Raw genomic sequence first — 21,732 nt, forward strand, 5'->3', positions numbered from 1 at the left:
GCTCGGCACGGTGACCGTGGGCTTGGGTGCCGGCGGCGGGGTGGACGAGGAGGTGGGCGGGGACTTCGTGATCGTGCCGTCGCCGCCGGGTGCCTTGGGCGCGTCGAACGTGCCCTTGCCGGGGCCGCCGGTGAACCTGCTCGACCGGTCCGAACCACCCGCCGCGCCCGGTGCCGCACCGCCCATGGGGCCGCCCGCCATCGGCGGCGCGGTGGTCGTGGGCGAGGGCGTGCCGCCGCCGAGGGCGGTGGTGATCTTCGACGCCGCCGTGTTCGCGCCGGGCTGCGTGGACACACCGGTGACCGGGGGCGCGCCCGGCGTCGGGCCGCCCTTGACCGCCTGGCCGTTGCCGGACGCGCCGGGCACACCCGTGACCGGGGCGACACCGGGACCGCCGGCCGCGCCCTTCGCACCACCGGGGGTGGACCCGGTGGCACCGGGCACGCTGCCGATGGGGCCGACGCCCGGCCCACCGGGGGTCTTGCCGCCGCCGGGCGAGTTGGGCCCGGTGGCACCGGGCACACTGCCGATGGGCCCGACACCCGGCCCACCAGCGGTTTTCCCACCGCCGGGCGAGTTGGGTCCAGTAGCTCCGGGAATGGTGCCGATGGGCCCGACCGATGGCCCACCCGGAGTCCTGCCGCCGCCGGGCGAGTTGGGCCCGGTAGCTCCGGGCACAGTGCCGATGGGCCCGACGCCCGGCCCACCCGGAGTCCTGCCGCCACCAGGGGCATTGGGGCCGGTCGCGCCGGGGATGGTGCCGATGGGCCCGACCGATGGCCCGCCGGAGGTCTTGCCGCCGCCGGGCGAGTTGGGCCCGGTAGCTCCGGGCACAGTGCCGATGGGCCCGACGCCCGGACCACCCGGAGTCTTGCCGCCACCAGGGGCATTGGGGCCGGTCGCGCCGGGGATGGTGCCGATGGGCCCGACCGATGGCCCACCCGGAGTCCTGCCGCCGCCGGGCGAGTTGGGCCCGGTAGCCCCGGGCACAGTGCCGATGGGGCCGACGCCCGGCCCACCGGGAGTCCTCCCGCCACCGGACACGGTGGGTCCGGTGGCCCCCGGCACGTTCTTGACCGGCCCGACCGACGGCCCGCCGGCCGTCTTCGACCCACCCGACCCGTTGGGCCCGGACGCCCCCGGCACGTTCTTCACCGGGCTCACCGACGGCCCGCCGGCGGTCTTCGACCCACCCGACCCGTTCGGCCCGGACGCCCCGGGCTGGACGTTGTTCGGCGAGACCTGCGGACCGCCCGGCCCCTTCACGCCGAGCGGGCCGTTGCCGGGCGAACCCGGCTGGCGCTGGGCGTTCGAGTTCGGGTCGATGGCCTTGAACTGGTCACGGCTGAACTGGTCGTTCTGCACGTGCGTCTGCGCGGTGGCCTTCAGGCCGGACTGGACGTTGCCCATCGCGGTCGAGGCGTTGTTCGCCTGCTTGACCGAGGCGTCGTTCGAGTTGTTCAGGGCCGGGACGGCGACGATGCCGATGGGGCCCAGGGCGTTCGGGCCGAGCTTCAACCCGGTCAGGCCGCTGGAGATGGCGGCGAGGCGGGCCTGGAAGTCCCCGGCCTTGCGCTGGAGGCCGTCCATCGAGTCGTTGCTCATGCCGAAGCCGGAACCCCCGGTCGGCGAACCGGCCGGGGGTGGCGGGGCGGGGGGCGGGGGCGAAGACGGGTTGCCCGAGGGGTTGCCCGTGGGATTGGGGTCTGCGCCGCCACCGCGTGCCATGGATGCTTCTCCGCGCTCTTCGGACCGTGACGCTCTTCGGACCGTGACCGAACCTAGACCGTCACCGAACCGGTGCTCGTCGTGCTGGTGTCGGGCTGCGAGTACTTCTTCTGGTAGTCGTCGTAGCTGGACTTCGCCGCCTCGCCGGCCGACTTCGCGTCGTCCGCCGCCCGCTGCACGGCGTCGCCGGCCTGCTCGGCCTTCTTCGACGCCTCCTCCGCGGCCTTGATGTCGGCGTCGCTGCCGGACGCGAACGCCTTGGCGTTGGCCTCGGCCGCCGCCGCGTTGGCCGCCGCGAAGTCCACGTTGGCCCGCTCGTACGAGGCGTTCGCCGCCTTCGCCGCGTCGTTCTTCGACGACATGTCGGTCTCGGCGGAGGTGCGGGCGGGGTCCTCCGGACCCGGGTTGTTCTTCTTGTACTCCTCGTACGCGGCCTTCGCGGCCTCGTCGGAGGGCTTCGCCGCGTTCAGCGCGTCGTTGCTGGCCTTGGCCGCGTCGGCGACGTCCCGGCTCTCCTTCGCGGCGGCCTCGGCGGCCTTCGCGGCCTCCGAGCGGGCCGACTCGGCCTCGCCCTTGGCCGACTCGTACTTCGCCATCGCGGCGTCGTACCCGGCCTGGTCACCGCGCGCGGCGGCGGCGTTGGCCTCGTCGATGGCCTTGCCGACCTTGTCGTTCGCGGCGGCGGCCTTCTCCGAGGCGGTGTTCAGCGACTCGTTGGCCGCCTTGGCCTCCTCGGCGGCCTTGGTCTCCGCCGCCTTGGCGTCCTCGTACTTCTTGTTGGCCTCTTCGGCCCTGTTGTTGGCCTCGGTGACCTTGTCGTCCTGCACGTCCTTGGCCAGCGCCTTGTCGATCTCGCGGTCGACGCCCTTCTGCGCCTTCCACGACTCGTAGCCGACCTCGGCGACGTCGGCGATGTTCTCGAACCGGTTCCAGCCCTTGCCGACCTTCTCGGTGATCTCGTCGAGGTTCTTGATCCGGCCCATCTGGCGGGCGAGCGCGGCGGTCAGGCGGGCGATGCGGGACGCGATGTTCACGCCCAGCGCCACGGCCTTGCCGACCGCGAAGCCGATGTAGGCGGCGATCGACGCGCCGAACGTGATGATCGCGGTGGCGGCGGCGATCAGGGCGCCCGCCAGCAGCGACCCGAGCAGCTGGGCGATCAGGTCGCGCACGATGTCGCGCAGCACCGACACCAGCACGCCGCAGATCGCGACGATCTTCGCCTTCTGCTCGACCGCGTTGGCCAGCGCGTCCAGCTCCTGGCCCATGCTGTCCATGTTCGACTTGAACGCCTCGGACGAGCTGCCGCTCCACCCGTCGAACGTGGCCAGCCCGCTGCGGTGGTCCTCGGCCAGCACCCGGATCTCGGCGGCCTGCGCCTTCGTCGCCTCGACGTTGGCGTTGATCTCCTCGGGGTCGCCCATCAGCTGGTCGAGCGGCTCCTTGAGGAAGCTCACGTGCTCGATCAGCCAGCCGATGCCCGCGCCGAGGATGGTGCCGAACGGGTCCACGGCGAGCATGGCCATCGACGACGCCGTGCCGATCGCGGCGAAGGTGATGTCGAGCGCCTTCTCCGTCTCGGTCTCGGCGTCCTTGCCGATGGTCGTGATCATCTCGTCCCAGGCCGAGATGAACAGGGACCCCTTGAACTTGTTCTCCTCGGTGATCTCCATCCCGGGAGGCGAGGCGATGGGGGTTTCGGGCATGGTTCAGACCTTCCTCGTCACCAGGGCTGGTTCTCGTCGTCGTCCTCGACCGCGGCCGACCTGCGCGCCGGGCGCGCCGGCATCTGCATCTGCCGGGACGCGTACGGCGGGGTGGCGCGGACGGGCTCGGGCTCCGGCTCCGGTTCGGCCTCGGCGTAGTCGCGGTCGTCGACCTGCTGGTCGTCGTCCGGGATCGAGTCGCTGACCATCCGCATGGCCTCGGTGCCCTCGCCGAGCGGCTCGAACGCCTCCATGACCTTCTGCGCGGCCTGCTTCTGCGCGGTGCGGGCGGTCTGGAGGATGAGCGCGGTCAGGCGGGCGGAGCCCAGCTCGACGGCGCGGTGCCCCAGCTGGAGGTTGAGCAGGCCGCCGTTCGGGCCCACCGTGACGGACACCGAACCGTCCGGGCTGGTGGCCGTGGCCTGGGAGTTCTCGAAGTTCTCCTGGAGGTCCGCCGACTTGCGCTGAAGGTCGGCCAGCCTGGCCTCGAAGTTGTCGAGCCACTGCTGGGGGTCCAAGGTCAACCTCCTGGGGTGGATACCGGTGCAGCCTGGAGTGCACCCCCACCCGCCAACGCGGGCCCAACGCGTCACCAACGGGCTAACGGCCCGAGGACGCCGACGACGCCGCGGAACGCCGCACGCGCGGCGGAGGCCGGGACCCCGCCGTTGGTCCCGACCTCCACCAGGCACTACGCGTCGCTCCACCGGGTCGTTCAGCGGCTCACGCTGCGTGACCGGCCACGACGCGTGGAACACGCGGGATCACGTCGAGTGGCGGTGTCGCCCGGTGGCACCAACGATTAGGTCACGGCGGGCCGGTACGTGCGCGGGCGTCATTACTACGGGGTACGGTTCGCCACTCGGAACCCGACATGGCCGTCGGGAAAGTCTGCTCTGTGAGCAGGGAGGGAGACGAGCTGTGCGTCGTCGTATGCGTGGCCTTGCGGTGGCCGCGGTCGCGTTGACCAGCGTTCTGTCGATGGCCGCGTGCGCCAAGGACACCGGGGGCAACACCGCCGGGTCCGGGTCGACCAACACGGCCGAGGGCTGCAAGCTGGCTGACAAGCCGGCCGCCGCCTCGGCCACCTCCAGCGCGTCCAACGCCGGTGAGAAGATCGACGGCAGCGCCCTGAAGGTGGGTCTGGCCTACGACATCGGCGGTCGCGGCGACGCGTCGTTCAACGACTCCGCGGCGGCCGGCCTGGACAAGGCCAAGGCCGACTACGGCATCAAGCCGGAGAACGTCAAGGAGCTGACCGCCGCCCCGAACGAGGCGGAGGACGCCAAGCAGACCCGCCTGCGCCAGCTCGCCGGTGAGGGCTTCAGCCCGATCATCGGCGTCGGCTTCGCGTACGCCGAGTCGCTGAAGGTCGTGGCGCCGGAGTTCCCGAACGTCAAGTTCGCCATCGTCGACGGCGCCGTCGAGGGCGCGGCCAACGTGACCCCGCTGGTGTTCGCCGAGGAGCAGGGCTCCTTCCTGGCCGGCGTCATCGCCGCCTACCAGTCCAAGTCCTGCCACGTCGGCTTCGTGGGCGGCGTGGAGATCCCGCTGATCCAGAAGTTCCAGGCCGGCTTCGAGCAGGGCGCCAAGGCCGCCGCGCCGGACATCAAGATCGAGGAGAAGTACCTCACCCCGGCCGGTGACTTCACCGGTTTCCAGGACCCGACCAAGGGCCAGGAGGCCGCGACCGGCCAGATCGAGGCCGGCGCCGACGTGCTCTACCACGCGGCCGGCGCGTCCGGCAAGGGCGTCTTCTCCGCCGCCAAGGCGGGCAACGCCAAGGCCATCGGCGTCGACTCCGACCAGTACAACCAGACCACCGTCGCGGAGTCCAAGGACGTGATCGTCTCGTCCATGCTCAAGCGCGTCGACGTCGCGGTGTACGACTTCGTGGGCGCGGTCGCCAAGAACGACCTGGCCGCCCTGCCGAAGGTGTTCGACCTGAAGGTGGACGGCGTCGGCTACTCGACGTCCGGCGGCAAGATCGACGCGGCGCTCCAGGCGGTCCTGGAGGGCTACAAGGCCCAGATCATCGAGGGCAAGATCACCGTCAAGTCCGCGCCCTGACCCAGCCGGCGCAACCCGATCCACCCCATCCGGCCTCCGGCGCACCGGGCCCTGCGAGCACCCTCGCAGGGCTCGGTGCGTGGTTAGCCCCGGCGCAGCCGGAGAACTGACGGAGCTTCCATGAGCACTACCACCCCTGCCGTCGTCCTGTCGGGCATCACGAAGCGCTTCCCGGGGGTCGTCGCCAACAGCGACGTCCACCTGAGCGTGCGGGCCGGCGAGGTGCACGCCCTGTGCGGCGAGAACGGCGCGGGCAAGTCCACCCTGATGAAGATCCTCTACGGGATGCAGCAGCCCGACGAGGGCACCATCGAGGTGGCCGGCAGACAGGTCCGGTTCCGCACCCCCGCCGACGCCATCAAGGCGGGCATCGGCATGGTGCACCAGCACTTCATGCTCGCCGACAACCTCACCGTGCAGGAGAACGTCGTGCTCGGCGCGGAGGCGCTGCACGGCATCGGCGGCCGGGCGCGCAAGCGCATCCAGGAGCTGGCGAAGGCCACCGGCCTGACCGTGGACCCGGGGGTCCTGGTCGAGCGGCTCGGCGTGGCCGACCGGCAGCGCGTGGAGATCCTCAAGGTCCTCTACCGGGGCGCCAAGGTGGTCATCCTGGACGAGCCGACCGCCGTGCTCGTGCCGCAGGAGGTGGACGAGCTGTTCACCACCCTGCGCGGCATGCGGGAGCAGGGCTTCACGTTCCTGTTCATCTCGCACAAGCTCGACGAGGTGCGCGCCATCGCCGACTCCGTCACGGTGATCCGCCGCGGCACCACCGTCGGCACCGCCGACCCGAAGGCCGTCAGCTCCCGCCAGCTGGCCGAGATGATGGTCGGCAGCGAGCTGCCCAGCCCGGAGACCCGCGAGTCCACCGTCACCGACCGCGTCGTGCTCAAGGTCGAGAACCTGGGCCTGGTCGCCGAGGAGGGCACCCGCCCCGTCCTCGACCGCATCGACCTGGAGGTCCGCGCGGGCGAGGTCGTCGGCATCGCCGGCGTCGAGGGCAACGGGCAGACCGAGCTGGTCGAGGCGATCATGGGCATCCGCCGCGCCCACCACGGCCGCGTGCTGCTCGGCGACCGCGACCTGACGAAGGCCGGCACGCTCCAGCGCCGCGAGGCCGGTATCGGCTACGTCCCCGAGGACCGCCACCGCCAGGGCCTGCTGCTGGAGCAGCCGCTGTGGGCGAACCGCATCCTCGGCCACCAGACGCGCCGCCCCGTCGCCAGGGGCCAGTGGCTCGACCTCGCCGGGGCCAGGAAGGACACCCAGCGGATCGTCGACGAGTTCGACGTGCGCACCCTCGGCATCGAGGTGGCCGCCGCCGCGCTGTCCGGCGGCAACCAGCAGAAGCTCGTGGTGGGCCGCGAGCTGTCCGGCGACCCGGTCCTGCTCATCGCGTCGCACCCGACCCGCGGCGTGGACGTCGGCGCCCAGGCCCTGATCTGGGACGAGATCAAGAACGCCCGCGCGCGCGGCCTCGCCGTGCTGCTGATCTCGGCCGACCTGGACGAGCTGATCGGGCTGTCCGACACCATCCGGGTGATGCTGCGCGGCCGTCTCGTGGCCGACGCGGACCCGGCCACGGTGACCCCCGAGGACCTCGGCAGCGCGATGACCGGCGCGGGCGCGGGTGCGACCGCCGCCGGTGCGGAAGTGGAAGGCGAGTGATGGGAATCCTGCGCGGCAAACTGCTGCCGCCCGTGTTGGCGATCCTGTTCTCCGCCCTGCTGTGCGGCATCGCGCTGGTCGTGTCCGGCGCCAACCCGCTGCGGGCGTTCGGGGTCATGGTGTCGCAGGTCGGCGAGGGCACCACCGCCGTCGACATCGTCAACAGCACCGGCACCTACTACATCGCGGCGCTCGCCGTCGCGATCGGGTTCCAGATGAACCTGTTCAACATCGGCGTCGAGGGCCAGTACCGGGTCGCCGCCGTCGTGGCCGCGGTCGTCGGCGGCTCGATCGTCCTGCCGCCCGGCCTGCACGCCCTGGCGGTCATCCTGACCGCCGCCGCCGTCGGCGCGCTGTGGGCCGCGGTCCCGGCGGTGCTCAAGGTGACCCGCGGCGTCAACGAGGTCATCTCGACGATCATGATGAACGGCCTCGCCCTGGGCCTCGCGGCCTACCTGATCGGCGACGACGTGTTCGGCGAGCTGCGCGGCAACAACATCCGCACCCCGGAGATCCCGGAGAGCGGCTGGGTGCCCGGCATCCCCTTCGGCTCGTCCGGCACCGTGTTCGGCCTGGTCTTCCTCGCCGCGGCGCTGGGCATCGGCTACTGGGTGATGATGAACCGCACCCGCTTCGGCTTCGAGCTGCGCGCCTCCGGCGAGTCCTCGACGGCCGCCGCCGCGGGCGGCGTGAACGCCAAGAAGATGGTCCTCGTCGCGATGCTGCTCTCCGGCGGCATCGCGGGCCTGGTCTCGATGCCCGAGATCCTGGGCCGCGACCACACGTACAACCTGAACTTCCCCGCCGGTCTCGGGTTCTCGGGCATCGCCATCGCGCTGCTCGGCCGCAACCACCCCGGCGGCATCGCGTTCGGCGCCCTGCTGTGGGCGTTCCTCGACAAGTCGGGCCTCGCCCTGGACAACGTCGGGGTGCCCCGCGAGATCGTGACGATCATGCAGGGCGCGATCGTCCTCTCCGTCGTCGTCGCCTACGAGGTGGTGCGGCGGTTCGAACTGGCCGCGCAGCAGCGCCAGGTCGGCAAGCAGCTCGGAACGGTGGGTGCGGCGTGAGTACTTCCCTGATGAACCCCTCCGAGGCACCTGCCACGGTCCCGCCGCCCCGCAAGTCCCGGAAGATCCCCGGCTGGGCGGTCGGCGCGCTCGGCGTGGCCGGCGCGGTCGTGCTGCTCTCGACCACGTCCTACCTGACCGGCGTGCCGCAGCTCACCTCGACCGGCACCATCCAGACCGCCGTCCGCCTCGCGCTCCCGATCCTGCTCGCCGCCCTCGGCGGCCTGTGGGCGGAACGCGCGGGCGTCGTGAACATCGGCCTCGAAGGCATGATGATCATGGGCACCTGGGGTGCCGCCTGGGCCGGCTACCAGTGGGGTCCCTGGGCGGCCCTCGTCTCCGCCGCCGTCTTCGGCGCGCTGGGCGGCCTGCTGCACGCGGTCGCCACGGTCACGTTCGGCGTGAACCACATCGTGTCCGGCGTGGCCATCAACCTGCTCGGCGCGGGCCTCACGAAGTACCTCTCCACGCTGATCTTCTTCCCGCTGTCGAACAACCCGCGCGAGTCCCCGGCCGTGCCGAAGTTCGACACCTACTCCGCGCCGGGCGTCTCCGACTGGCTCGCCGACCTCGAAGCGCAGCAGCGCGTGGGCCTCTCGGACGTCGCCGGCATCCTGCGCGGCCTCATCACCGGCGTCTCCCCGCTGACCATGCTCGCCATCGCCCTGGTGGTCGCCAGCTACCTGGTCCTCTGGAAGACCCGCTTCGGCCTGCGCCTGCGCTCGTGCGGCGAGAACCCGGTGGCCGCCGAGTCCCTCGGCGTCAACGTCTACCTGCACAAGTACGTCGCGGTCATCGCCTCCGGCGCCCTGGCCGGCATCGGCGGCGCGGCCCTCGTGCTCAACCCGGGCCAGCCCGGCTACCTGGAGGGCCAGACCAACGGCCGCGGCTTCATCGCCCTCGCGGCGCTGATCTTCGGCAACTGGCGCCCCGGCGGCCTCCTCGGCGGCGCGGCCCTGTTCGGCTACGCCGACGGCCTCCAGCTGCGCTCCGGCGGCCAGACGTTCCTCTCCCTCGTCTACGGCGCGGTCCTGCTCCTCGTGGTCATCGTCGTCTGGCAGCTCGTCCGCCGCCGCTGGTTCGCCGCCGCAGGCGGTTTCGTCGCCGCCGGCCTGCTCTACGCGGTGTACTACAGCGTCGACGAGGTGCCGTCCGAGCTGACCACCTACGCCCCGCACGTGGTGACGCTGATCGTGCTGGCCGTGGCGTCCCAACGGCTCCGGATGCCCGCGGCGGACGGCGTGGTGTACCGCCGTGGTTGACATCGACTGGGACGCCCTCCGCGCCAAGGCCGTGGAGGCCGCCCAGGCCGCCTACTGCCCCTACTCGAACCTCCAGGTGGGCGCCGCGGCCGTCTGCGACGACGGCCGCGTCATCACCGGCTGCAACGTCGAGAACGCCGCCTACGGCGTCGGCCTCTGCGCCGAGTGCACCCTCGCGGGCCAGCTGTTCCTCACCGGCGGCGGCAGGCTGGTCGCCCTGGCCTGCCGCAGCGGCACGGGCGAGCTGCTCATGCCGTGCGGCCGGTGCCGCCAGGTGATCTACGAGCTGGGCGGCCCGACCTGCCTGATCGACACCCCGTCCGGCATCACACCGATGACCGGTGTCCTGCCGGACGCCTTCGGACCCGGAGACCTGCCGTGAGCCACACCGCCGTGGACGTCATCAGGACCAAGCGCGACCGCGAGGCCCTGTCCGACGACCAGATCGACTGGGTGGTCGACGCCTACACGAAGGGCCGCGTCGCGGACGAGCAGATGTCCGCCCTCGCCATGGCGATCCTGCTCAACGGCATGGACGCCCGCGAAACGGCCCGCTGGACCCGCGCCATGGTCGACTCGGGCGACCGGCTCCACCTCGACGTGGGCCGCCCCACCGTGGACAAGCACTCCACCGGCGGCGTGGGCGACAAGATCACCCTCCCCCTGGCCCCGCTGGTCGCGGCCTGCGGCGCGGCCGTCCCCCAGCTCTCCGGCCGGGGCCTCGGCCACACCGGCGGCACCCTGGACAAGCTGGAGTCCATCCCGGGCTGGCGCGCCCAGCTCACCCTGGACGAGATCCAGTCGCAGCTGCGCACCGTCGGCGCCGTCGTCTGCGCCGCGACCGAGGGCCTCGCCCCCGCCGACCGGAAGCTCTACGCCCTGCGCGACGTGACCGGCACCGTCGAGGCCATCCCGCTGATCGCCTCGTCGATCATGTCGAAGAAGATCGCCGAGGGCGCGGAAGCCCTCGTCCTGGACGTCAAGGTCGGCTCGGGCGCGTTCATGAAGACGGAAGCCCGCGCACGCGCCCTGGCGGACGCCCTCGTCTCCATCGGCGTGGACCACGGCCTGGAGGTCTCCGCCCTGCTCACCGACATGTCCGTCCCCCTGGGCCGGGCGGTCGGCAACGCGGTCGAGGTGGAGGAGTCCGTGGACGTCCTCCAGGGCCGGGGCCCGCGGGACGTGGTCGACCTCACCGTCGCCCTGGCCGAGGAGATGCTGGCCAGGGCGGGCGTCACCGCCGACCCGCGGGCCGTGCTCGCCTCCGGCGAGGCGTACGAGACGTGGGCCCGCATGATCCGCGCCCAGGGCGGCGACCCGGACGCCCCCCTCCCGCGCGGCAAGCACAAGCACGTCGTCACCGCGGGTGCCACCGGCTACCTGACCACCCTGGACGCCTACGCGGTGGGCGTGGCCGCGTGGCGCCTGGGCGCGGGCCGGGCGCGCAAGGAAGACCCCGTCCAGGCCGGCGCGGGCATCCTCTGCCTGGCCAAGCCGGGCGACCGGGTCGAGGCGGACCAGCCCCTCCTGGAGCTGTACACCGACACCCCGGACGCCCTCCCCGCGGCCCTGGCCACCCTGGCGGACGCCCACCGCGTGGGCGACGAGGCACCCACCCCCACCCCCCTGCTGATCGACACGATCCGGGGCTGAGCGCAGCCGCACCCCAGGCCCTCGCGTTCTCCCCGCGCGGTTGCCTCCGGCAGGCCGTGCGGGGAGAACGCGAGCGCCCCACCCTCCTCGGCGGCCTGCCGGTCCGGCGAGGACTCTTCCTCTTTTTCTTTTCTCCCGCCCCGCCACCGCCCCCACCAGCACCAAAACAAAAATTGTCAGACCCCCAGGGCAAAATAAAAGCAGGGGCCCCCTGGGAGGGGACCCCTGCAAAGCCTTGCACCCGAACTACGTCACCCCATGCGGATCAAGCACCCTCGGCCGTGAGGTCGTCGTCGTCCCGGACGTCCGACTTGGGCCCGTTCTTCCGGGTCCGCCGCTGCGGCCGGGGCAGCGCGGTGGGCGGCGGGGGCGGGGTGGGGGAGCCGCCACCCAGGATCAGCTCCGCGAACGTGGCCATCGCCTCGTCCAGCTGACCGCCGATCCGCAGCTCCGACTCCTGGTTGCTGCGGCGCACCATGGACGCGAGCGACTCCGAGTCGGGACGCGCCGACACCGTGCCCTCGACCCGGGCGATGCCCTGCTCCACGACGCCCGACAGCTCGCCGAGCCGCGTCGCGAAGTCGTCCTCCACGGAGTCGAGCCGCGTGGTCATGGTGTCCAGGCGCGAGGTGACCTGCTCCAGGCGCTGCGCCAGCGCCTCCAGCCGGTCCGTCGCGTCGACCTGGTCGCGGGTCTCGTCCAGGGCCGCGTGCAGCGCCTCGCGCGCCTCGTCGAGCTTGCCGGTCACGGTGCTGCGCGTGTCGGCCAGCGACGAGTGCAGCGAGTCGCGCGTCTCGGTGAGCGCCCCGTGCAGCCCGTCGCGGGTGTTGTTGATGTTGTCGCGGGTCTCGTCGATGCGGCCGTGGAGCGCGTTCGTCGAGTCGGTGAGCGACCGCTGGAGCGCCTCGCGGGTGCCGTCGAGGTGCTCGTGCACGCCCTCGTCGACCTCGTCCAGGCGACCGCGCAGCGCGACCTCCAGGGCCTCGATGCGCTCGCGCAGCGGCGCGATGATCGCGTTCGGGACCTGGTCGACCTTGGTGTCCTGCTTCTCCAGGTGCGAGTCGAGGTCGTCGATGCGCTTGTGGATGTGGGAGAGCTTGTCCTCCAGGCCGTCCATCCGGCCCGCGACGCCCTCGAACCGACCGGCCACCCCGTCCAGTCGGCCGTCGAGCTGCGCGAACGGCTTGGCGAGCTTGTCGACCAGCCCGTCCACGGCGCGGCCGATGCCCTGCACGGCGTTGTCCTGCGCCTCCAGCCGGGCGAGCGCCTCGTCCAGGCGCTCGGCCAGCACGCTGACCTCGGTCCGGTCGGGCAGCTCGGACAGGCGCTTGCGAACGGAACCCAGCGACTCGAGCGGGGACATCCGCGCGTGGATCTCGTCCAGTGCGTCGAAGATCTGCTGCTGTTCGCTCTCACGGATCTCCGCGGCGCGCGTGAGCATGTTGCGCATCCGATCGAAGGACATCGTGGAGTTGCTGTTCTCGTTCACGGCTCGGGTGCCTTCGTCCAGGGGAGGGGAGACCTCCGGGAGCCTAACCAGGTTGGGGCGCGGAGCTGTACCAGCCCCCGAGGGGGACCGCCCGCAGAGACCTTCCGTGTAGTCCGTTCGAGTTACAACGACCGACCCTACCCGAAGGTAACCGCCAGACGGTGCCTGACTGCGTCGCGTGAGCATCCGCCGTGCGAGTGACTGAACCCCTGGTCGAGGTAGCGGAAAGTTCTGCATCACGACTGCACAACAACCAAACGAACCTGATCGAGTGGTTCTGCACACACCCGTCCGAGTCAAAGCCGTGATCATACCGGCTCAAGATCACCACGGCCCGCAACGACACGACGTGTCACCCGACGGACCCGTATACGGTGACGGCCATGCCGACCCCGCTTAACCAGGAGGCCCTCCGCAGCGCACCGAAGGTGTTGCTGCACGACCACCTCGACGGTGGCCTCCGACCCCAGACGGTGATCGAACTCGCCGACGCCTCCGGCCACCAGGGCCTGCCCACGACCGACCCCGTCGCGCTGGGCGGGTGGTTCCGCGACAACGCCGACTCCGGCTCGCTGGTCCGCTACCTGGAGGGCTTCGCCCACACCTGCGGGGTCATGCAGGACGAGGCCGCGCTCGTCCGCGTCGCCGCGGAGGCGGTCCAGGACCTCGCGGCCGACGGCGTCGTCTACGCCGAGATCCGGTTCGCGCCCGAGCTGTTCACCGCCAAGGGCCTGAGCATGGAGCAGGCGGTCGAGGCGGTGCTGGAGGGCTTCCGCAAGGGCGAGGAGGCCGCCGGCCGCACGATCCGCGTCGGCGCGCTGCTCTGCGCGATGCGCCAGAACGACGGCTGGCAGCGCGTCGCCGACCTGGTCGTCCGCTACCGGGACGCCGGGGTCGTCGGCTTCGACATCGCGGGCCCCGAGGCCGGGTTCCCGCCGAGCCGCGAGCTGTCCGCCTTCGAGTACCTGCGGCAGCAGAACGCGCACTTCACCATCCACGCCGCCGAGGCCGCCGGCGCCGAGTCGGCCTGGGAGGCCGTGCAGCTCGCGGGCGCCGAACGCCTCGGGCACGGCGTGCGCCTGGCCGAGGACATCAAGGGCGACGAGGTCGGCCGCCTCGCCGCCTACGTGCGCGACCGGCGCGTCGCGCTGGAGATGTGCCCCACGTCGAACGTGCACACCGGCGCCGTGCGCTCCCTCGCCGAGCACCCCATCAAGCGGATGCACGAGCTGGGCTTCCGGGTCACCGTGAACACCGACAACCGCCTGATGAGCCAGGTCTCGATGACCGGCGAGCTGGCCACCGCGGTCGAGCACTTCGGCTTCGGCTGGGAGGACCTGCGCACCTTCGCGGTCAACGCCGCGAAGGCCGCGTTCATCACCCACGACGAGCGCCGCGCGCTGATCCGGAACGTGATCAACCCCGCCTACGACGCGCTGGTCTGACGCGAACGGGGGGCGACCCCGCAAGGCCGCCCCCCGTTCCGCGTCACCACCCGGCTAGTGGACCTTCAACCGGTCCTCGAACTGCGCCACGAGCGCGCGCCACGCCGTCACCTCGTCGTCGAACGGCGCACTGGGCGCCAGTCGCGTCGGGTCCGGCTTGAGCACGTAGTTGACCAGCCACCCCAGCCGCTCGGACCCGTTGAGCGCCACCTTCACGGTGTCGTCGTGGGCCCACTCGCCGGTGTCCTCCAGCAGCTCCACGACCAGGTCGAGCTGCGTCGGGTCCACCGCGTCCGGACCGTCGGCGATGTCCTCGTCCAGGCCGGTGAGCACGTAGACGTTGTCCGGGTCGACCTCGACCTCCAGGTCGCCGCCGGTCGCCTTGGTGACCAGCTCGCCCCAGGTCGAGACCTCGGTCATGTCGTTGTCGTCGGCCTCGACGATGAACCGGGCCAGCGCGCGCGGCGAGCCGAACGCGTCGATCTTGCCCTTGCGGCCCAGGAACACCGGCTGGTCGTCCAGGTAGCAGCGCAGCGTGTAGTACTCGCCCGCGCCGCTGATGATCTTGATCGGGTCGATGCCGACCTCGCCCCAGAAGCCGACCGGCTCGTCGTCGCCGTCCTCGTCGTCCTCGTCGGACCCGGCCGTGGCGGCGGCGTTGGCCTCCTCGAACGCGGCCAGCTCCTCCTGCGCCACCTTCAGCACCGTCTCGTCGACGTCGGGCGTCGTCACGACCTCGTCGATCGCGTCGAGCACCTCGTCCCACTTGTCCGAGACGACCTGGGCGATCTCGGTCCACAGCGCCTGGCCCTCGCGGCCGGTGAACGGCAGCGTGCCCTGCGGCAGCAGCGCGAAGCCCTCCGCCGAGTCCAGGATCTCGTGCACCTTCTCCAGCTCGCACACGTCCGCCAGCGACCGCACGATCGAGATCACGTCCGCCAGCTCGCCGATCACCCAGGTGTCGGGCTCCTCGGCGACCAGCTCCGGCACGCCGACCAGGTCGAACTGGTGGTTGTCGTCCGGGGACAGCTCACCGACCGTCAGCGCGGGCACCACGTGCCACGCCGGGTGGTCGGTCAGGTCGTGCTCCTCGGCCGTGCGCACGAACGCCGCCAGGTGGGCGGCGTCGGGAAAGACGTACAGGTCCTCCTCGTGGCCGAGGAACGCCTCCCACTCCTCGCCCTCTTCCCGCCAGCGTGGGGCCCACAGGGTGACGACATCACCCTGGGTCAACCCCAGCTCGATCGGGACGATGTCCTGTGCCATCCGACCTCCCGGTCACGCCATGCCCCTTTGCGATGCGGGGGCAAGACTACGGGGTCGATCACCGGCTACTGCCGTTGACCACGGAAAGGGTCGGCGAAGTAGTCGTCGTCGTCCTCCGGCTCGACGGGTCGTCCCCGTCGCGGGGCCCGCCCGACCTGACCTGCCCAGGGCGGCGGCGGGCCGGGCGGGCTCACCGGGGGTGCGGTGGGCACGGCCTCCCGCGCCCGGTTCGGGTTCCCGCGCACCGCGAACGGCGGCGGTCCGGCGAACGCCTCCACCGCCATCGCCACGCCGTCACCCAGCGACTTCGCCAGCTCGTCGTAGCTCTTCTGCACGGCCGCGTCGGTGGCCAGCGCCGCCGTCTCCACGACCAGCGCGCCCACCGCCCCCGGTCCGCGCGCCAACGCCGCCGGGTGCAGGTCGAGGGCCACCAGGTCGCCGTTGGCCGTCGCCGTGACCCGCGCCAGCCCCGACGGGTGCTCCGCGCTGCCCGTCGTCCGCGCGAGGACCGAGGTCAGGGTCTCCGCGGCCGCCAGCCGCTCCTCCGCGCTCATCGCGGGCCACTCCCGTCGAAGCTCATCGCAGGTAACCCCCGTCGAGGTCGTCGTCGGCACCGCGCTCCGGGCCGGGCTCGAACCCGATCCCGGCCAGCGCGGCCAGCGCCTCCGGCCCGGCGACCCGCTCCAGCGAGCGGTGCGCCCGGCTCGCCGCGTCCCGCGACGCCCGCCGCGACACCCGCAGGATCTCGTCGGCCAACGCGCGCGGCCCCATGCCCAGCGCCGCCGGCGACACCCGCACCTCGCGCGGTGGTCCCCCCGGCGGGGCCACCACGGTGACCGCGCCGTCCGGCGACGAAGCACGGCCCAGCACCGGCCCGGTGCGCGCCACGTGCTCGGCGACCCGCCGCCCGGTGTCCGCGACCCGCCGGGCCGCCCTCCCCACCCCGTCCACCTCGTCCACGTCGTCAGCCCGTCGGTCGGTAGAAGCCGTAGAAGGACATGCCGCTGTTGCCGGTGCGGATCGCGCCCACCTGCACCGGGTCGCCCGCCTCCACCATCTGCCCGTTGCCGATGACCATGGCCACGTGCCCGTCCCAGACCACCAGGTCGCCGGGCAGCAGCTGGTCGGCGGGCACGGACGCGCCCATCGCCTGCGACGACGCGGGCCGCGGCAGGTCGAACCCGGCGCCCGCGTACGCCCACTGCGTCAGGCCGCTGCAGTCCGTGCCCTGCGGCGGGTTCGCGCCACCCCACACGTACGGGGTGCCCAGCGCCGACAGCGCGTTGCGCACGGCCCGCGCCGCGGTCTCGTTGGGCGCCTCGGCGGAGCTGCCGTCCGGCAGGTTCACGCCCACGCCGGTCCCGGGCTGGGGCGGGATGGCCACCGGCAACCGCGGCCCGCTGCCACCACCCCCGCCCGAACCGCCACCGGACCCGCCACCCGAACCCCCACCGGCCCCGTTGCCGCCGCCGCTCCCACCATTACCGCTGCCGCTGCCGTTGTTGCTGCCGTTGCCGTTGTTGCCGCCGCCGGCGTCGCCGACGGACGAGGTGGACGTGGTCCCGCCGCTCTCCGCGCCCAACGGCGCGCCCAGCCCGGCGAAGTCCGGCTGCTGGAGCCCCTGCAACCGGGTGACCGCGGCGGTCAGCTCGGTGCGGACCCGCTCCAGCTCCCGGCCGGTCTTCCCCTCGTACTCACGCGCCTTGGCGGTCACCTCGGCCGCGACCGCGAGCACCGCGCCGATCCCGCCCAGCACCGACGCCGCCGCGGCCGCCGCGAGCCGGGGCCAGGCCCAGCCGGTGAACTCGTCGATCAACCCCCGGATCGCCGCGCGCCCGGACGTGACCGCGTCCACGGCGGTGGTCACCGCCTGCTGGGTGGTCGTCGCGTTGCGGGCCAGCGCGCCCACGCCGGTCGAGAACGCGGACACCCGCTCCTGGAACGCGTTCGCCTTCTCGCCGTACCAGCCGGCCAGCGCGGCGTTCGCGGCGCCGGTGTGCCGGCCGTCGACCTCGGCCAGCGCCGAGGACGCCCGCCCGAAGGCGTCGGCCGCGCCCGACGCGCCGCCGGTGTCGCCCTCCAGCCGCGCCAGGTGGTCCTCCATCGGCTGGACCAGGCCCGCGAGGAAACCTCCGACGTCCACGTCAGACCCGGTAGGTCCGGCCGAGGTCGGCGCTCGTGCGCGCCTCCTGCTCCACGTACGCCTCGCCGGACTTCCGCACGGCGTCGGCGAACCCGGTCAACCCGGCCGCCGCGGCGGCCACCCCGTCCACCTGGGCCTGCGCCGCCCGCTGGAAGGCCGCGCCCAGGCCCACCTCGTCGCCGATCCGGCCGAAGCTGCCGGCGGCCAACGACGTCGTGCCCGCCAACGTCGACGTACCGACCTCGCCGACCTCGCCCGCCAACCCCGAGGCAGCGCTGCCGTACGCCGACAGCGCCGCGGTGTCGACGCCGAAACCCCGTTCCACGTTCGCGTCCCCCTGCGATGCCCTCTCGCGCCCCGGAAGGGCGCCCTGCGGCCACGATCCTGCCCGATGCCGGTCCCGCCCGTGCGGCGTTCCGGCGGATCGTGCCCCGATGAGCGGTACCGCGCCGGGGTATCGCGACCTGATCATGTACGGGTGGGTGTTTTGCGCCATTGGCAACGGATCGTGGCGTGGCTGGACGACCACGCCCCCTCGACCGGATCGGTGTTCGTGCCCCCCGAGGGCACCGCCGCCGTCGAGGCGCTGTCCGCTGCCACCGGCCTGGACCCGCCCGAGGACCTGCGCGCGTGGTGGACGGTCTGCGGCGGCACCGTCGACCTGGCGTTCGCCGAGGTCCTGCCGCCGTTCTACACGCCGCTCGGCCCGTCGAACTCGCTGCGCTCCTGGCGGCTCAAGGAGCCGTTCCGGCCCGAGGAGCTCGACACCGAGGCCGGGTCGCCGACCACCGGGTTCCACCCGAAGTGGCTGCCGATCGCGTTCGACGGCTGCGGCGACGCCCTGGCCGTGGACCTGCGGCCCGGCGTGCTGTCCGGCTGCGTGGTGGAGTGGGACCGCGAGGCGGGCGAGATGCTCAAGCCGGAGTGGACGAGCATCGACGAGATGCTGGACCTGGTCGCCACGGCCCTGGAGCACCGCGGCCCGCTCGGGCACTGCGAACCGCTCGTCACCGCCGACGGCAGGCTGGGCTGGCGCACGAACTAGTCCACACCTGAGGGTGAACCCGCGTGCGTGCCGACGAGCCGCCGCGCGTGGGCCGCGGTTGGCTCCCTGGAGTCGTCGTCCTCCCCGGGAGCCGAGAATGCGCACCAGTCGCACCGGAGTCGTCGGTCTCGCCGCGGCGCTCGCCGTCGCCGTCGCCGCGATCGGGTGGGCACCCGCCCACCCGCGTGCCGCCGCGGTCAACCCGGTGCGCCCGGTGGCGCCGGACGACGTGGCGCTCGACCCGAGCCACGGGTTCCTGGTGCTCGTCGAGGGCGACGCGGTCCTGCACGAGAACGAGACCGAGGGTCCGGTCGCGATCGGCGGTGACCTCCGGTTCCGCACCTACCAGGTGGGGGCGAACAACCCCGGTACCCACACGCTGCCCGGTGACGACCGGCCGACCAGCCTCGTCGTCGGCGGCCGGGCCGACTTCGCGAACAGCGCGCCCGGTTCGCTGCTGAACGTGCTCGACCGGTCGTACGCCAAGATCGGCGACCTGTCGGCGGCCGGCGTGCTGCCCTCGGGCGGTGTGACGTTCGTGGTGCCGTCCGGCGGCGACCAGGGCACCCGGCCCGCCGTGGTGGTGCAGACCGCGCAGCCCGCCGGGTCGGTGGGCGGGCCGAGCGGGTTCGACTTCCCCGCGCTGTTCGCCGCCTACCGGGCGGTCAACGCCGACCTGTCCGCCTGCCCGTCCACCGTCGTGCTGCGCGACCAGAACGGGCAGGCGCCCTGGAACGGCGTCGACCCCACCGCCACGATCGGCCTCCGGCCCGGCGGGAACGTGCTGACGCTGACCCCGGAGCAGGTGGCGGCGCTGGACAACGTCAACCCGCTGAACGGGGCGCTCCAGCCCGGCGAGCAGGCGTGGCTGGTCGTCAACGTCGCCGCGACCGGCGACTACTCGTGGTCGGTGCCGAACGTGAGTTGGCAGGGCAACGGGCCGTCGCGGCACGTGCTGTGGAACTTCACCACCTCGGGGACGATCACGCTGCCCGCCGGCACGCCGACCGTGTGGGGGACGGTGTACGCGCCGAACGCGACCCTGGTCGACGACAGCTCGGCCAACGTCGAGGGCGCGGTGGTGGTGCGCACCCTCGTGCACGGCTCGGCCGGGGCCAGTGGCGGCGAGATCCACTACGCGCCGTTCGCGGACCGCGTGGCCTGCGACACGCAGCCGACCACGACGCAGCCCACGACGACGCAGCCGACCACCACGGCCCAGCCCACGACGCAGCCGACCACGACGCAGCCGACCACGACCGGTTCGACGGAGCCCCCGACCACCACCCACCCGCCGACGGCCACCCCCTCCAGCAGCCACCCGGCCGCCGTCACCCCCACCCCGGCCACCCCCGCCCCGGTCACGCCCGCCCCCGTCACGCCCACCGCACCCGCGTCAGGCCACCTGGCCACCACCGGCTCCCCGCTCAGCGGGTTCCCGCTGCTCGGCGGCCTGCTCGTGCTGGCAGGCGCGGCCGTGCTGGCGGCGACCGGCCGCCCCCGCCGTGACCGGTGATCCGGTAGAATCGGTACTCCCAGCTCACAGCCCTGCGGAGGTGGCATGGCGAACGTCCACGACGTGGCCGCGGCCGTGCTCGCCGCGACCGGCCCCGAGTCGCCGATGAAGCTCCAGAAGCTCCTCTACTACGCCCAGGCGTGGCACCTGGCCGAGCACGACGAGCCGCTGTTCGACGCGCGGATCGAGGCGTGGCGGCGCGGACCGGTCGTGCCCGAGGTCTACCACCGCCACCAGGGCCGCTCCGAGGTCTTCGCCTGGGAGGAGGGCGACCCCGGCGCGCTGGACGAGCGGGGGCGCGCGGTCGTCGGCTCGGTCGTGCAGCGCTACGGCCACTTCAGCAGGCACGAGCTGAGCGACATGGCGCACGCGGAGGAACCGTGGCGCGTGGCGCGCGGCGACCTGCCGGAGTCCGAGCCCAGCGACGAGGCGTTGCGGCACGACGTGATGGCCCGCTACTTCCGCCGCCTGACCCGCACCCCCGACCAGGCGTTCGCCGACGCGGTCGCGAGCGTCCGCCTGGAGGGGCTGGACGTGCCGGAGGAGACGGTGGCGTCGATGCGCGCCATCGCGGCCGGCGAGCTGACGGTGGACGAGGCGATCGCCCGGGAGATCGAGGCGCTGCGCGGGTCGTGACCCTCGACGACCCACCCGCCGAAAGGCCCCGGAACGGCGCGGGCGCGCAGGACTACGCGCCCCACGACGACCCGTACGCGGACCCGGTGACGGGGGTCCTGCTCAACAAGCTCGGCCTGACCGACAAGCGGACCTGCGACGAGGCCGAGGCGCGCCTGAGCGCGATCCGCATCGGCGAGCTGGAGATCCGGCCGCTGCCCGGCCCCTACGACCTGGCGCACCTGCGGGCGTTCCACCGGCACGTCTTCGGCGACCTGTACCCGTGGGCGGGGGAGCTCAGGCGGGTGAACATCGCCCGGACGGTCCCGTTCGCCGGGTGGCAGCACGTCGAGCGGTACGCCGGGTGGCTGTTCGAGGAGCTGCGCAAGGAGCTGTACCTGCGCGGGCTGGACCGGGAGCGGCTCCTGGACCGGTTCACGTTCTACTTCGCCGAGGTCAACGCCCTGCACCCGTTCCGGGAGGGCAACGGTCGCGCGCAGCGGGCGTTCTTCGCCCAGCTCGCGCTGGAGGCGGGGTGGCACGTCGCGGTCGCCGGGCTCGACCCGGTGGCGTTCGCGGACGCGTGCCGGGAGGGCATGACCGGGCCGCCGGACGCCCTGCGCGCGGTGTTCGACGGGGTCTTGGGGCCCGCCTGACGGGGTACCCGGCGGCATGACCAGCTACGAGTACCGGGCGCCGGTCGGGATGGCCGCGCAGGAGCTGTTCGGCTTCCTCGCGCGCCCCGGCAGCCTGCCCCAGCACCTGCCCGGACTGTCCGCGACGACCCCGGGCGTCGACCACGACCGCCGGGTCGTGACGTGGGACGAGAACGGCTACCGCGGCGAGCTGACCGTGGTCGACGACGGCGCCGGGCAGAGCGAGATCGTGGTCGTCGTCGAGACCGAGAACGGCGGTGACGTGCGCAAGGAGTTGGCGGAGGCGGTCGCCGCGGTGTCCCACCGGGCCACCGCCGAGGCCGAGACGAGCGCCACCGCGGAGGAGAACAGCTGGTACTGATGTGACGCAGGTCACGTAAAACCGAGAACCTCGTCCGGG

At 72.9% G+C, this 21,732-nt stretch carries 20 protein-coding genes; 12 read left to right on the forward strand and 8 right to left on the reverse strand.

Annotated features, from left to right (window positions below):
- Window positions 1-1,781: 1,781 nt before the first annotated feature.
- Together ACR807_RS20250 and ACR807_RS20255 are read right to left on the reverse strand one after the other, a co-directional pair.
- Window positions 1,782-3,434, reverse strand: a complete 1,653-nt coding sequence (locus ACR807_RS20250) for a WXG100 family type VII secretion target (RefSeq protein ID WP_438922920.1) — start codon at window positions 3,432-3,434, stop codon at window positions 1,782-1,784.
- Between the two features lie 17 nt (window positions 3,435-3,451).
- Window positions 3,452-3,952 (reverse strand): YbaB/EbfC family nucleoid-associated protein, encoded by a 501-nt coding sequence (locus ACR807_RS20255; protein ID WP_438922921.1) that lies wholly within the window; start codon window positions 3,950-3,952, stop codon window positions 3,452-3,454.
- Between the two features lie 415 nt (window positions 3,953-4,367).
- On the opposite strand from ACR807_RS20255, the gene ACR807_RS20260 reads away from it, so the two are divergent.
- From ACR807_RS20260 to ACR807_RS20285, 6 genes are all read left to right on the forward strand, one after another.
- On the forward strand, window positions 4,368-5,504 hold the full coding sequence (locus tag ACR807_RS20260; protein WP_438922922.1) for a BMP family lipoprotein: 1,137 nt from the start codon (window positions 4,368-4,370) through the stop codon (window positions 5,502-5,504).
- A gap of 120 nt (window positions 5,505-5,624) precedes the next feature.
- Window positions 5,625-7,172: an ABC transporter ATP-binding protein gene (locus ACR807_RS20265; protein ID WP_438922923.1), complete on the forward strand. Its 1,548-nt coding sequence runs from the start codon at window positions 5,625-5,627 to the stop codon at window positions 7,170-7,172.
- Window positions 7,172-8,242 (forward strand): ABC transporter permease, encoded by a 1,071-nt coding sequence (locus ACR807_RS20270; RefSeq protein WP_438922924.1) that lies wholly within the window; start codon window positions 7,172-7,174, stop codon window positions 8,240-8,242. The genes ACR807_RS20265 and ACR807_RS20270 overlap by 1 nt, the downstream gene beginning before the upstream one ends.
- Window positions 8,239-9,504 (forward strand): ABC transporter permease, encoded by a 1,266-nt coding sequence (locus ACR807_RS20275; RefSeq protein WP_438922925.1) that lies wholly within the window; start codon window positions 8,239-8,241, stop codon window positions 9,502-9,504. Before ACR807_RS20270 ends, ACR807_RS20275 begins: the two co-directional genes overlap by 4 nt.
- Window positions 9,497-9,886, forward strand: coding sequence for a cytidine deaminase (locus ACR807_RS20280; RefSeq protein WP_438922926.1), 390 nt, complete (start codon window positions 9,497-9,499; stop codon window positions 9,884-9,886). The genes ACR807_RS20275 and ACR807_RS20280 overlap by 8 nt, the downstream gene beginning before the upstream one ends.
- Window positions 9,883-11,157 (forward strand): thymidine phosphorylase, encoded by a 1,275-nt coding sequence (locus ACR807_RS20285; protein ID WP_438922927.1) that lies wholly within the window; start codon window positions 9,883-9,885, stop codon window positions 11,155-11,157. The genes ACR807_RS20280 and ACR807_RS20285 overlap by 4 nt, the downstream gene beginning before the upstream one ends.
- A gap of 265 nt (window positions 11,158-11,422) precedes the next feature.
- On the opposite strand, the gene ACR807_RS20290 is transcribed toward ACR807_RS20285, so the two are convergent.
- Entirely contained in the window at window positions 11,423-12,622 is a 1,200-nt protein-coding gene (locus tag ACR807_RS20290; protein WP_438922928.1) for a hypothetical protein, read from the reverse strand.
- A gap of 407 nt (window positions 12,623-13,029) precedes the next feature.
- On the opposite strand from ACR807_RS20290, the gene ACR807_RS20295 reads away from it, so the two are divergent.
- Entirely contained in the window at window positions 13,030-14,091 is a 1,062-nt protein-coding gene (locus tag ACR807_RS20295; RefSeq protein ID WP_438922929.1) for an adenosine deaminase, read from the forward strand.
- 54 nt (window positions 14,092-14,145) lie between these two features.
- Here ACR807_RS20295 and ACR807_RS20300 read toward each other — a convergent pair whose 3' ends face one another.
- From ACR807_RS20300 to ACR807_RS20320, 5 genes are all read right to left on the reverse strand, one after another.
- Entirely contained in the window at window positions 14,146-15,357 is a 1,212-nt protein-coding gene (locus ACR807_RS20300) for a SatS C-terminal domain-containing protein (protein WP_438922930.1), read from the reverse strand.
- A gap of 65 nt (window positions 15,358-15,422) precedes the next feature.
- A complete protein-coding gene (locus ACR807_RS20305; protein ID WP_438922931.1) occupies window positions 15,423-15,911 on the reverse strand; it encodes a YbaB/EbfC family nucleoid-associated protein in 489 nt (162 codons plus the stop codon).
- 22 nt (window positions 15,912-15,933) lie between these two features.
- Window positions 15,934-16,317 carry a YbaB/EbfC family nucleoid-associated protein gene (locus ACR807_RS20310; protein ID WP_438922932.1) on the reverse strand — a complete coding sequence of 128 codons (384 nt, stop codon included), beginning with the start codon at window positions 16,315-16,317 and terminating at the stop codon, window positions 15,934-15,936.
- Window positions 16,318-16,321: 4 nt separating this feature from the next.
- Entirely contained in the window at window positions 16,322-17,500 is a 1,179-nt protein-coding gene (locus ACR807_RS20315) for a C40 family peptidase (protein WP_438922933.1), read from the reverse strand.
- 1 nt (window position 17,501) lies between these two features.
- The gene (locus ACR807_RS20320; RefSeq protein ID WP_438922934.1) at window positions 17,502-17,825 is read right to left on the reverse strand and encodes a type VII secretion target; all 324 of its coding nucleotides are present in this window, start codon (window positions 17,823-17,825) and stop codon (window positions 17,502-17,504) included.
- 153 nt (window positions 17,826-17,978) lie between these two features.
- On the opposite strand from ACR807_RS20320, the gene ACR807_RS20325 reads away from it, so the two are divergent.
- From ACR807_RS20325 to ACR807_RS20345, 5 genes are all read left to right on the forward strand, one after another.
- Window positions 17,979-18,545 carry an SMI1/KNR4 family protein gene (locus ACR807_RS20325; protein ID WP_438922935.1) on the forward strand — a complete coding sequence of 189 codons (567 nt, stop codon included), beginning with the start codon at window positions 17,979-17,981 and terminating at the stop codon, window positions 18,543-18,545.
- A gap of 97 nt (window positions 18,546-18,642) precedes the next feature.
- Entirely contained in the window at window positions 18,643-20,061 is a 1,419-nt protein-coding gene (locus ACR807_RS20330) for a collagen-binding domain-containing protein (RefSeq protein ID WP_438922936.1), read from the forward strand.
- 45 nt (window positions 20,062-20,106) lie between these two features.
- Entirely contained in the window at window positions 20,107-20,697 is a 591-nt protein-coding gene (locus tag ACR807_RS20335; RefSeq protein ID WP_438922937.1) for a type II toxin-antitoxin system antitoxin SocA domain-containing protein, read from the forward strand.
- Window positions 20,694-21,332: a Fic/DOC family protein gene (locus ACR807_RS20340; RefSeq protein WP_438922938.1), complete on the forward strand. Its 639-nt coding sequence runs from the start codon at window positions 20,694-20,696 to the stop codon at window positions 21,330-21,332. The genes ACR807_RS20335 and ACR807_RS20340 overlap by 4 nt, the downstream gene beginning before the upstream one ends.
- Before the next feature lie 16 nt (window positions 21,333-21,348).
- Window positions 21,349-21,693, forward strand: coding sequence for a hypothetical protein (locus ACR807_RS20345; protein ID WP_438922939.1), 345 nt, complete (start codon window positions 21,349-21,351; stop codon window positions 21,691-21,693).
- The last annotated feature ends 39 nt before the right edge of the window (window positions 21,694-21,732 follow it).

The organism is Saccharothrix sabaoui, assembly GCF_051756985.1.
Lineage (GTDB): Bacteria > Actinomycetota > Actinomycetes > Mycobacteriales > Pseudonocardiaceae > Actinosynnema.

Coding starts and splice junctions, on each gene's coding strand:
- ACR807_RS20250 (WP_438922920.1), bottom strand. CDS start 3,434: ATGCCCGAAACCCCCATCGCCTCGCCTCCCGGGATGGAGATCACCGAG.
- ACR807_RS20260 (WP_438922922.1), top strand. CDS start 4,368: ATGCGTGGCCTTGCGGTGGCCGCGGTCGCGTTGACCAGCGTTCTGTCG.
- ACR807_RS20265 (WP_438922923.1), top strand. CDS start 5,625: ATGAGCACTACCACCCCTGCCGTCGTCCTGTCGGGCATCACGAAGCGC.
- ACR807_RS20270 (WP_438922924.1), top strand. CDS start 7,172: ATGGGAATCCTGCGCGGCAAACTGCTGCCGCCCGTGTTGGCGATCCTG.
- ACR807_RS20290 (WP_438922928.1), bottom strand. CDS start 12,622: ATGTCCTTCGATCGGATGCGCAACATGCTCACGCGCGCCGCGGAGATC.
- ACR807_RS20295 (WP_438922929.1), top strand. CDS start 13,030: ATGCCGACCCCGCTTAACCAGGAGGCCCTCCGCAGCGCACCGAAGGTG.
- ACR807_RS20300 (WP_438922930.1), bottom strand. CDS start 15,357: ATGGCACAGGACATCGTCCCGATCGAGCTGGGGTTGACCCAGGGTGAT.
- ACR807_RS20305 (WP_438922931.1), bottom strand. CDS start 15,911: ATGAGCGCGGAGGAGCGGCTGGCGGCCGCGGAGACCCTGACCTCGGTC.
- ACR807_RS20330 (WP_438922936.1), top strand. CDS start 18,643: ATGCGCACCAGTCGCACCGGAGTCGTCGGTCTCGCCGCGGCGCTCGCC.
- ACR807_RS20335 (WP_438922937.1), top strand. CDS start 20,107: ATGGCGAACGTCCACGACGTGGCCGCGGCCGTGCTCGCCGCGACCGGC.
- ACR807_RS20345 (WP_438922939.1), top strand. CDS start 21,349: ATGACCAGCTACGAGTACCGGGCGCCGGTCGGGATGGCCGCGCAGGAG.